The organism is Lysinibacillus sp. NPDC056185 (assembly GCF_047737915.1).
Lineage (GTDB): Bacteria > Bacillota > Bacilli > Bacillales_A > Planococcaceae > Lysinibacillus.
Window position 1 is genome coordinate 324,704 of the sequence record NZ_JBLLLQ010000002.1, and the last position, 12,041, is coordinate 336,744.

The window sequence follows — 12,041 nt, forward strand, 5'->3', positions numbered from 1 at the left end:
TCATGTTGATCTCTCCTTTCTCATAGTAAATAAACCTTGTGGACGGAAAATTAAAACAATGGCCATTAAAATCATATTGACCGCAAGCGATAGCACTGGCACGTAATAAGCCATAAAGCTACCTGCTAAACCGACTAATATAGCTGCCAATAGTGAGCCCGAAAAACTACCCATTCCTCCGATTACAACAACGATAAAACCTAAGATTGCATACTCCATGCCCATTTCCGCATAGATGACACCTGAATACGGAGCCATCAACATGCCGCTAAGTGCTGCTAATGCCGCACCAACCATAAAGACATATAAAAATACTCGTTTTATATGAATGCCAAGTGCCTGTGCCATTTCTTTATCCTGTACACCCGCCCGAACGATAAGCCCAATCTTCGTTTTCTTAAGCATGTATTGAAAAATACCAAAAATGATAAAACCTACTACAATAATAAATAATCGATATTTAATGATAATAACGTCTCCAATTTCCCAGCTACCTGCTAAGTAGCTCGGTGTTTTCACTGCAACACCATTTGGACCAAAAACAACTTTAATCAACTCCTGCAGCACAAGCATCAGCCCTAATGTTATTAAAATTTGCTGAATATGATTGCCATACACAGGTGTGATAATTAATTTTTCAGTAATGAGTCCTAATAAAGCCCCTGTTACGACGGCACCTACAATGCCAATTAGAAAGCTCTCTGTGAACATATACGTAAAGATCCCAGCATAAGCCCCCCAAACGAATAAACCACCATGAGCAAAGTTCAAAACATCCATTAGTCCAAAAATCAACGTCAGACCTGCCGCTAGTAAAAAAATTAACATGCCAGTTGCCAGGCCATTAATGACTAAATTGACGAATAGCTCCAATAAAGTACACCACCTTTATCCGATTCCAAGATATTTTCTTTTTAATTCTTCATGATGGATAAGATCCTGCATGTTACCCGAGTGAACTGTTCTGCCATCATCAATCAATGTATACGTATCACCAATTCGGCTCGCCATCAGAAAGTTCTGCTCAACAAGAATGATGGACGTTTGCTTTTTCATTTCAACGATGGCCTCCATTACTTTTTCTACCACTATGGGCGCCAGTCCTTTAGATGGCTCATCAATCAACATTAACTTACTATCATTGATAAATGCCCTTGCCATGGACAGCATTTGTTTTTGACCACCTGAAAGATGTCCGCCAGCCTTCTTCCAAAATTTCTTCAGATCAGGAAACAGCTCTAGCACATAATTTTGTCGCTCGAAAGTAGCCGTATCTTCTTTACGCATGGCCACTTTCATATTTTCCTCAACGGTTAAATCTGCAAAAACCCCTTGGTTTTCAGGTACATAACCTATTCCTAATTTTGCAACTTTATAGGTAGGGCTTTTTTTAATAGAATGTGAGCGAAATTCCACCTCGCCCTTTGAGGCAGGTGTTAACCCCATAATCGTTTTTAAAGTGGTCGTTTTACCCGCTCCATTTCTACCAAGCAGTACACTTACTTGCCCCTCCATGGCCTCAAAATTGACTCCTTGCAAAATATGGTATTGACCGATATATGTGTGGACATCATTTAATTTCAGTAAGGTGTTCATCGTACAGACCTCCTAAATATGCATTTTGTACGGTTTCGTTTTTCATGATGTCCCCTGGAGTTCCATCCGCAAGAAGCTGGCCGTTAAATAGCACCATAATCGAGTCCGACAAATCTAGAATCATATCCATTTTGTGCTCAATAAGCAGAATGGTTTTATCACCTTGATTTTTAATGGTGCGAATAACTTCTAAAATCGTTGGCACCTCCTCTAAGGACATGCCTGCCGTTGGTTCATCAAGTAAAAGGATTTCCGTATCAAGTGCTAACAGCATAGCAATCTCAAGCTTTCTCTTTTCCCCATGGGACAACATTGTCGTAAAGGCATCTCTTTTATTGTCAAGCAAGACAAGTGTTAATAGCTCCTCCGCTTTTTCGGTAATCGCCTTATAGCTTTTGTAATGGCGAAATAATTGGTAACGAACTTTCTCCTTGGATTGCACAGCTAAACGGACATTCTCTAAAACTGTCAAGTTCGGGAAAACATTCGTAATTTGAAAAGAACGCCCGAGACCCATTCGTGTTCTTTCAATTGCTGATTTTTTCGCAAGTGACTGTCCTTTAAAATAGACATCCCCGGCAGTCGGCTTTAATTCTCCACTAAGCAAATTAAAGAAGGTTGTTTTTCCAGCTCCATTAGGTCCAATAATTGATTTCAAATGCTTTTCCGGCATATTAAAATTCACCTGGTCGACAGCTGTGTGTCCGCCAAAACGAATAGTTAAGTTTTCTGTTCGTAAAATAGGTTCCATCGTATTCTCCTTTCTAGTACTTCTATCTCTCTTCACCCATTCTCATTTGAAAGTGAGTGAAGAGAGACAGAAAATATCTGTCTCGTAATTTCACTTATTCAAGATTGGAGGTGCCGTTTCTTCAGGGCTAAGCTCACGAATTAGCACTGGTACTGGATAATCTACACCATCTTGTTTTTCTAAACGGATCGAATACATCGACTGTAATGCTTGATGATCTTCTTTTCGGAAAGTCATCGTTCCTTTTGGTGTTTCAAATGACATTCCTTCCATAATGCCGATAAGTTTTTCCGCATCTGTATCGCCATTTGATTTTTTCAGCGCATCAACAATAGAGATGGCTGCAGACATGCCTCCTGGCGTAAATAAATCCGGAATTTCATTGAAGCGTTTTTGATGTTCCTCCACTAACCATTTATTGACATCATTTTGTGGTAACGTATGATAATAAACAGAGAACCCTTCCATACCAATTAATGGATTCATAAGTTTTAATGCAATAATATCTGGTGCACCCGTTGAAATTTTAATGCCCTTTTCTTGAATTTTTAAATCTGCAATTTGATTCCACGGTGAGTTTGCTCCAGCCCATACGACAAATAAATAATCTGGTTTTGCAGCAATTACTTTTTGCAAATTAGACGTAAAATCAGTTGCTGCTGGATCTGCATATTCCTCTAAAACAATTTCTGCGCCTAGCTTTTCTGCAGCTGTCTTAAATGCCTTTACCCCGTCCCAGCCAAAAGAATAATCCGGTGCAAACGTTGCGATTTTAACACCTTTTCCCGCAATCGCCGCCGCTGCAGCATAAGCATCCTGAGAAGAATTTCGACCTGTACGGAAAATATATTTATTAAATTCTGAGCCCGTAATGCTATCCGCTACTGCAGGCTCCACCACCATAATTTTTTGATATTCTTCCGCAAGTGGTAGTACAGCGAGCGTATCACCTGAGCTAGAGGAACCAACTAAAAAATCAACCTTGTCATCTTCTAATAGCTTTGTCGCTTTTTGTACAGCAACCTCAGGCTTTGTTTCTGTATCTTCATAGACAATTTCTATTTTCTTACCGTTAACCTCCATCGTACCGCCTGTAGCATAATCAATTCCTAATTCAAATCCATGCTGTGTTTGTTTCCCATACGACTCAAGAGCACCCGTCAATGACGCAAGCACACCGATTTTAATAGTGCCCCCTTCCTCAGCTGTACCTTTTGTATCATCCTCCGAAGCCTTACCCCCACTTGAACTATCCTTCGACCCCTCTGAATTACATGCCACCATTAACATTGTCAGCATCAATAAAAGCATAATTAACCAATGCTTCTTCATCCCAAAACCCCTTTCATCATGAACTAAAATAGAAAGCGTTTTCGTTGCTATGTAAACACTATATAAAACTTCAGTTACAAATTAGTTACAAGATAGTTGGGTCAGTTTATTGAGCCAACTATCTCTGCAGCGAAGTGCAACGACAGCGACAAAAATCTTTAAATGAGCTCCCTTTTTAGGTGGGTGAAAGTTTTTTTCGGGGATGAGAGATTTATCGGAATAAATTCGTGTTTTATCGGAACAATTTTGAGATTTATCGGAACAATTTCAGGTTTTATCGGAATGTTTCATCGATTTATCGGAACATTTTAGAAAATACAGTGTAAGCTGCCACTTTTTCTGCAACAACAGCAAAACAGTTTTATTATATAAAATTTATATTAATTCATTAGTAATAATATATTATCCATATTGAAATCTGGTCTTTATAATGAAGATAGCACTTTTAAAGGGAGGGTCTAGAATGGAGTTTAGTAAACTTGGCAATAGCGGATTGACAATAAGCAAGATAGCATACGGAAACTGGATAAATCATGGGGGTAAAGTAGATGAGGATACTGCAAAAGAGTGTGTTAAAGCAGCACTAGATGTCGGTATAACTACATTCGATACTGCTGATGTTTATTCAGAAACTAAAGCTGAAGAAATACTCGGCAGGTCTTTACAAGGTATTCGCCGGGAGAGCATTGAACTATGTACAAAGGTGTGCCATCCGACTGGGAATGGGCAAAACGATAAAGGTTTATCACGAAAACATATTCTAGAAAATTGTCATGCATCTTTGCGTCGGTTACAAACAAACTATATAGATGTCTATTATGCACACAGGTATGACCCAACTACTCCACTTGAAGAAACGATGTTAGCTTTCGCAGATCTTGTAAGACAAGGTAAAGTGCTTTATATCGGTGTAAGTGAGTGGACAGCAGAACAAATCACCCGTGGTGCAGCACTTTCACGGGAATTGAAAATTCCGTTCATCGCAAGCCAACCCCAGTATTCAATGTTGTGGAGAGTTATCGAAAGCGATATTATACCAACCTGTCAACGTGAGGGACTTGGGCAAGTAGTATGGTCGCCTTTAGCACAAGGTGTTCTCACTGGAAAATATCTACCCCAAAAACCGGTACCAGCCCAATCACGTGCTAATTCTCCGGCTGGCAAACCATTCTTTAATAAACTTGCACAACGTTGGATGAACGACAATGTGCTCACTGCTATTCAGAAGCTTAAACCCATCGCACAAGAGATTGATCTTACCCTCGCTCAACTCGCAGTAGCTTGGGTACTACAAAACCAGAACGTTTCCTCAGCAATTATCGGTGCCTCGAGCCCAGAACAGGTAAGAGAGAATGCGCTCGCTTCAGGTATCAAACTAGACATTGAAATTATGAATCAGATTGACAAAGTATTAGAAGGTTTCGTTGAGTACGACCCGAGTAAAACAGGTTAATAATATTTTATTACCCATCCCCTTTAGGATGGGGTTTTATTTTTGGTGATCAAATTTCAAAATCGAATACATCTCTCTAACAACTGTTAAGAAATGATTAACTACTGCAGATTTTTCATCTTCTCTCCAACTAACATATAAATTTACTTTTGGTGTAGTCTCTTGGATTTTTTTATAGATAACCCCAGGATGTTTATAGCTTTCCACGGACGATGGAACGACAGAAACTCCCATTCCGGTTGCCACTAAATTAACAATCGTTTGCATTTGAATAGCTTCTTGGACAACATTTAAACTTACACCATGATCCCAAAAGTAGCTAATAATTAAATCATAAAAATTGGGACCCATATGACGCGGAAACAAAATAAATGGTTCATCAATTAACAATCGGAGTGGTATATCGGGCAATAAGGCGAAAGGATGATCTTGTTGTAAAACCAATTTTAAAGATTCTTCCGAACAAACTTCAGAAGAGAGAATTCCGTTGTTTTGTTTAGAACGAATAAATCCAATATGAATTTGTTTCTCATAAAGCGCTTTTAATTGCTGCTCCGTTGTCATTTCACGTAAAATAAGATGGATTTTAGGAAAGCGTTCTCGAAATTTATTAAGAACTTCTATAACAATTTCTGTGGAATCGACAAAACCAATAATTAAGCTCCCTATTTTCCCTTCAGCTGCGAGTTGTGTTTCTTTTATGGTTCTTTCTAACTGAAGCAGTGTTTGTTGAGATCCTTCTAAAAATATCTTCCCAGCATCCGTAAGTTCAACCATTCTTTTCGTTCGATGAAAAAGTTGAACCCCCAATTCTACTTCTAATTTACGAATTTCTTGGCTTAAAGGAGGTTGCGCCATCCTCAGACGTTCTGCTGCACGACTAAAATTCAATTCTTCTGCCACCATTATGAAATATCGCATTTTCCTAATATCTATTTGCAACTATCCCTTCTACTAAATTCGATTCAGGACTTCTTTTAATATTGAACTCATTGGTGTCTTGTGAATTCTTCAATCGATCAATGGATTTCATTTTGTCTTTTTAAAAATGTATTTCAATCGTTAATTTCCACTGCCCGCTCCAACCATTCTCTCATAAGACTCGTAAACAAATTCACTTGTTCAATTTGCAAGTTATGCCCAGCCTTATCTAAAATGGTGAAGGCTGCTCTTGGGAATTTATCTAAAATAGCAAAAGCGTCCTTATAGCCAACCATGGAATCCTGTTTACCTAGCAAAAATAAGCAAGGTTTAGCAAATGAAATCTCATCTACAGGAAAAGAAAAACTATAGTTTTTTTGGATTTTTTCTAAAAATGCCACATCTGCTTTTTCTATACCTGCAAACACTTCATTTGTGTAACGCTGACAATTATATTCATCTAAAACAACTAGATGCGAGCTAAAATCTTCTAGCTCCTGTTTCGTTAGTGTCGATAAAAAGTCTTTATCCGCCGAGACAACACTTTGTTCTGGCACAGTTCGACTTTGTTTATCTGGAATAATCAACGGACAAATAAACGCAGCCCCTAAAATTTGTTCATGATACTCTCTCATAATTCCACGGACTAAATATCCACCATAAGATTCTCCTACTAATAAATAACGTTCATTTGGTATTAATGAGTGAATTAGTTCTATAACGGCCTTGAGCATTTCATCCGAGTTATTGATCTTTTCGTAGTCTGTCGTCTTGCCCATTCCTGGAAGGTCAATATAAATTCGTTTCCAGCCCTCCCTTTCTGCAAAAACAGGCTCCATACATCCCTTCATTAGTTGATGGTCTGGCGAATATCCATGGAGCATAACGATTGGTGTTCCGGTCCCAATTATTTCATAGTAAATATTCGCCTTACTTACCTTACAAAATGACATAGAAGTTCCTCCAAATATTATAAAAATTATTGATTAATATCATAAATGTTCATCAAAAGTTGTTATGGCTTTTTCTTGTAGGTGCCGGTTGATTGGAGTGGAGACTGGGTGACGCCTTGGAGATTAGCGTCACTGATGATACCCTACTGCGAACCCGGTCATCGGACGCTCCCAGCCAGCGGAAACGGAAATCAATCCCATGTTACGATAATATCCCCAAAATAACCAACTGTCCAATATATACTAGCCCATTATTAAATCATAAACAACCATCGTCGATTCCATCGGTGTTGTATTTAGTTCATTTTTTAATTGCTGCACACATTTTTCATACCATTTTAACGCAAGGGAGCGGTTTTGTAATTGATAGTAACTATACATCAACAACCGATAGCCTTCTTCCCATAATGGATCCTCACGAATTATTCTTTCTGCATAATAAATAGCTTGCTTATAATTTTGTTGCCGCGTCGCATTTTGTGCTAATTTTTCCAGTACTTCAATATACATTGAATGTAGCTTTTCTCGATCCTGTATGAGCCAATCTAACTGCTTTTTTTCAGCATAAAGTACATCCGTATAGCTCGTTTCAGCAAGCTGCAGCCATTCGTTTGACAATTGTGGATCGAACTCCTCCATCCCTAATTCATAAAAATAGAGAAAGCATTCGGCATCGATTTGTAGAAATTGAATTTGCTGCAATTGGTACATATTATTTTTACGCTGAATGAAAAAGCTTTCCTGACGCGCATTTCTACTTGGCTCAAGAACTTTTAATAACGTATTCAATACAACTTTAAAATCTCGATCTAGCGATTCAACATTTCGCTCTGGCCATAATGCCTGTGCAATCTCTTCCTTTGGCGTAAATCGGTTGCGATGACAATATAAATAGACGAAGAGCTCCTTCGATTTATCACGTTGCCATTCTTTATCCTCAAGCTTTCGATGCTTTCTTATTAAATGTAGACTGCCTAAAAAGTTCATCTGTATTTCCTCATGCGGATAAACAATATTATCCTCTACTTGAAAAAAGCTACGCATCGCTAAAATAGCAGCATTTTCCCCATCACACTTTCTACTAAATTGTAGAAGCTCATAAAAAATCATCCTATTCGGTGGACCGAGGATGGTTTTCCTTTGTAAAAAGTAGTCATAACCATTTGTAATACATAGCTGTGCAAACTGCTGAAAATAATGATTGAATTGTTGAGGATTATTTTCTTTGAAGGCAATGACAGATTGAAAGAAAAGTACATGCATCTCCCCATTTTGATCGCCACAGTCCTGGAATAATCGCTGTGCCTTCATTAATAATTGTTTCGCCCGTTCAAATTCCTGTTGAGAAATAATAATTTTAACCTCAGCGATTAATATAAGAGCGGTCATCCATGCATCTTGTACTTGCTCCGTTTCCCGTAATCCGAGCGCTACATATTTTTTAGCAGAGATAATATCTCCTTGCGCATGTTTGACAATTGCAAGTCCCATGTATGGCTCGGCCTTTACGCGAGAAATATTAATGGTATTCAACAATGTAAGGGCTTTTTCGTAAGCATTGCAGGCTCCTTGATAATCAGGAAAATCTATTAATAGTAATGCATGTGCTTTGCGAATATAGCCAACAGCCTCAATAAAAACCGATTTTTCACGTAATCCCCTACGAATCCCATGCTGAGCGGCATACCAAGCATCCTTCCCTAGCCCTAATAACGCATAGACAAATGATGCCAATAGCTCACTCTCCCTATGTGTCGCGACAAGCTGTGGCGGTAATTCCAATCTTTTCGTCAGCAATTCCTTTGCTTCTAGTAGCTGCCCTGTTCTTAACAATATGCGAACATCAACATTTGCTCTTTGTAGCACATCCTCTGTCAAAGCAACCTCACCTATAAAAATTTGTGCGCCTTTCGCCTTCCCTAAATTCACCAAATTTTCTGCATACTGACGTTGCAATTCGAGAAGTTCCTCTTCGTTTAACGGCGTATGATCCGCTAACTCTAACGCTCTTTTTAAATGCGGCTCTGCCAATGCCGGCTGGATTGTATCGAGATAAATATGTGCTAAACCTGCTTGGGCTTTCGTCATAAAGAGATAATCATTCTTATTTTTTGCGATGTTTGCACAATGTTCATAGGACTGCTTCGCTCTTTCATAATAAGCACGATAGCGGTGGCACTCACCTTCAAAATAATATAATTTGTAATATTCCGATTTTTCATCAGCTGTAAATCGATTTATTTTTTCTAATAGCCACTCAAATTGCCCTGCACGGACTAGACTTTCGGCATGATTTTGTAATAACTCACCACTAAAATCCTGATCATTCGTTTTAAATGCATGATGAAGAACAGCTTGTATATTTTTCTCTTTTACATAATACAATGCTGCTTGTTTATGTAATGCAATATATTGCGAAGCATTTTGTCGCCATTTTAGCTCTAAAAAACGAATGAACAATGCATGAAAACGATATAAACCATCCGTTGTGATCGGTTGAATAAATAAATGTCGCTGTATAAACAGTTTTAACGCCTCTGCTATTTCCGAACTATAAAATTGTGTGATAAACTCCTCAGAAAATGTGGGAAAAATCGCCAGTTTTAGTATAGCCTCTTGCTCGAATGCTGACATCTTAAGATAAACTTCCTCCGATAAATAGGTGAAAAGATCATTTGTAGAAATATTTAGCCAATGCGCTAACGATTCATTGTTCCATTGCTCAGCTAATAAAGAAATACTAATTGCCCAGCCCTCTGTAATTTCTAAAACCTTAGATATTTCTTCATCTGTTAAATGCACTGCTACATAATCCTCGAAAAAAACAGCGATTTCCTCTGAAGAAAATGCTAATTCTCCTTCTGCAATAACGAGTAATTTCTTTTGTAGCTTTAATCTCCTCGTAATATCCCAATTCGGTAACGTTCTAGAGGCGATAATAAAATGAACATTCGGTGGTGAAAACTCAATTATTTTTTCCATCACATAATTAATATGAAATTCATGATCAACAAGATGGTAGTCGTCAATAACAATTAGAATCGGCCCTTCGATTTCACATAAACTGTTGACAAACAGCTTAAACCAACGATTTAGTTCCTCTATTTTCGGAAAACGGGATAATTGATTCCATGCATCAAATTCTTGACCGAAGCTCGGAACAATACGTGTGATACTATAAAATAAATGTCTTAAAAACGGCAATATATTATCATCTTCCTCCGACACACTATACCAGGAAAATTTGCTTGATTGTGCATGTAGAAATTGTGTTAGGATTGTTGTTTTGCCATACCCTGGCCCACTATGAATAAGTGTGCAAGAATGGTTTAAGCTTTTTTTTAATGTTTTCATTAATATAGCTCTACTAATACAATGATTGGAAGGACGCGGTGGAATACACTTTGATTGAATAATAATGTCTGTAGTCATATGTGATAACCTCCCCATTCAACTGGTTATGTAAGGTTACAAGTCTTCAAAGCTTAAAATCTTTTAAATAATAGGCCAATCCATACGTAGAGTTGTTCCATTCAAACATTACTTATCATATTTCTTAAACTCAGGAGTTTCCATGAGTCTTTGGAAAAAGATATCTTTAGCTTCCCTATAGGCATCCATCGATTTGGCTTCGTATTCTTTCTTCAATTTATCATATGCATCTCGATATTTATTATTTGCCAATAAAACTTCTCTAAATTTCCAAAAGAAATCAAACTCAGAATCAATTACAGTTAATTGAACTCCTAAAGGAGGATTAGTTGTATCATCTTTAAATGCCCTAAATGTATCTGTTTTGACACTTTCATCATTTCTTTCATATAAATTAGATAAAAGCTCTACTGCTTTCGAAAATTGTTCAGCACTAACACGTACTTGGATGTCTAAATCACCCTTAGTAATGCTATTAGGAATTGCTGAACTACCGACATGCTGGATATCAGCCTTCGGTATTATATCTGTAATTTTATTTTTGTGTATCAAAAAAGTTTTCTCAGCATTTTCATGAAATAGTTCACTATTAAAAAAATTTACTTTTTCCATATAAAACTCCCCCAATTACAAAGCAGCAACGTTAGATTGGTACAACTACTTTAGTAGATATTCCCAAATTAATTCTATAGTAAGTGTAGCAATTCCAATTGGTACTTTATCCTTTATTTTACCATCATAGCCCACTTTTACCTTATCGCCAATATGAAATATTTCATCTAGATTATTCGCAAGCGCTTAGACCATTTATCTCCTCAATGTTAAAAGAATCCATTTTGAAAAATGATCAAAATGGATTCTGAACCAGAAAATTTATGTTTTGTTTTTATAAAAAGGTAAACCTTCTCTACCTAAGTATTTTTATCAATATCGAAAAATAGTTTCATCCTATTCCAATAATCTTTTCCAATAATCTGCAATATGAATAAAGGTTTTTTCTGATTTATCTTGGATAAAGCCCTTAGCAGCTTCATCGTCTTTGTCATATGGAGAGATTCCTTTTGTCGCAAACTTCAAATATTGCTTTTGTATTTGAGACATCAAGGCATCAACCTCTGGTTTATTTTTGAGAGTGTTAAATTTTTCTTTATAGCTCTCTATCATTTCAGTAATTTCTGCTACTGTATAATTTATTTTACCTAGTTTATTAGTAATGGATAAATCTCTCTTACAGATTTTCCGAACGAGAAAGCCTATGCAGGGTGTAGCCCGTTTTTAGCCATGGGATGAAAGTGAGGTCAGACAAGAGGTAACTATTGCTACCTTAATTGTCTGAAAAGGTGTTATACTTCATCTATAGGCTAGTAAAAGTCTATAAAACACGCTCGTTCATTGAAAATTGGATATTGTATAAGGTTCGATAGCCTAATTCATGCTATCGGTAAAACAATATGTGTCGTCACGAAAAAGACGCTAAAACACATCGGACGAAACCAACTATACGCTATGGTAACATTAGTGTAGCCCTATCTGCTATATGCACTGGATAGGGAGGGGTAATGGGATACCCCAATCTTGAGAACTGTTCAAAACAGAAATGGAC

At 37.4% G+C, this 12,041-nt stretch carries 10 protein-coding genes; 1 reads left to right on the plus strand and 9 read right to left on the minus strand.

The features are described 5' to 3' along the window. From ACMZ42_RS03985 to ACMZ42_RS04000, 4 genes are all read right to left on the minus strand, one after another. Positions 1-873, minus strand: coding sequence for a branched-chain amino acid ABC transporter permease (locus ACMZ42_RS03985; protein ID WP_415730656.1), 873 nt, complete (start codon positions 871-873; stop codon positions 1-3). 15 nt (positions 874-888) lie between these two features. Further along, complete coding sequence (locus ACMZ42_RS03990) at positions 889-1,596, minus strand: ABC transporter ATP-binding protein (protein ID WP_402874435.1); 708 nt, start codon at positions 1,594-1,596, stop codon at positions 889-891. Next, positions 1,571-2,347, minus strand: a complete 777-nt coding sequence (locus ACMZ42_RS03995; protein ID WP_402874432.1) for an ABC transporter ATP-binding protein — start codon at positions 2,345-2,347, stop codon at positions 1,571-1,573. Before ACMZ42_RS03995 ends, ACMZ42_RS03990 begins: the two co-directional genes overlap by 26 nt. 90 nt (positions 2,348-2,437) lie before the next feature. Beyond that, positions 2,438-3,679: a substrate-binding domain-containing protein gene (locus ACMZ42_RS04000; protein WP_415730657.1), complete on the minus strand. Its 1,242-nt coding sequence runs from the start codon at positions 3,677-3,679 to the stop codon at positions 2,438-2,440. A gap of 463 nt (positions 3,680-4,142) precedes the next feature. On the opposite strand from ACMZ42_RS04000, the gene ACMZ42_RS04005 reads away from it, so the two are divergent. Beyond that, the gene (locus ACMZ42_RS04005; RefSeq protein ID WP_415730658.1) at positions 4,143-5,132 is read left to right on the plus strand and encodes an aldo/keto reductase family protein; all 990 of its coding nucleotides are present in this window, start codon (positions 4,143-4,145) and stop codon (positions 5,130-5,132) included. Between the two features lie 36 nt (positions 5,133-5,168). On the opposite strand, the gene ACMZ42_RS04010 is transcribed toward ACMZ42_RS04005, so the two are convergent. From ACMZ42_RS04010 to ACMZ42_RS04030, 5 genes are all read right to left on the minus strand, one after another. After that, entirely contained in the window at positions 5,169-6,068 is a 900-nt protein-coding gene (locus ACMZ42_RS04010) for a LysR substrate-binding domain-containing protein (RefSeq protein ID WP_415730670.1), read from the minus strand. Between the two features lie 119 nt (positions 6,069-6,187). Beyond that, a complete protein-coding gene (locus tag ACMZ42_RS04015) occupies positions 6,188-7,006 on the minus strand; it encodes an alpha/beta fold hydrolase (RefSeq protein WP_415730659.1) in 819 nt (272 codons plus the stop codon). Positions 7,007-7,249: 243 nt separating this feature from the next. Continuing rightward, the gene (locus ACMZ42_RS04020; RefSeq protein ID WP_415730660.1) at positions 7,250-10,438 is read right to left on the minus strand and encodes a BTAD domain-containing putative transcriptional regulator; all 3,189 of its coding nucleotides are present in this window, start codon (positions 10,436-10,438) and stop codon (positions 7,250-7,252) included. A gap of 108 nt (positions 10,439-10,546) precedes the next feature. Beyond that, a complete protein-coding gene (locus tag ACMZ42_RS04025) occupies positions 10,547-11,050 on the minus strand; it encodes a GrpB family protein (RefSeq protein WP_415730661.1) in 504 nt (167 codons plus the stop codon). Positions 11,051-11,386: 336 nt separating this feature from the next. After that, positions 11,387-11,602, minus strand: a complete 216-nt coding sequence (locus ACMZ42_RS04030; protein WP_370076594.1) for a hypothetical protein — start codon at positions 11,600-11,602, stop codon at positions 11,387-11,389. Positions 11,603-12,041: the final 439 nt, after the last annotated feature.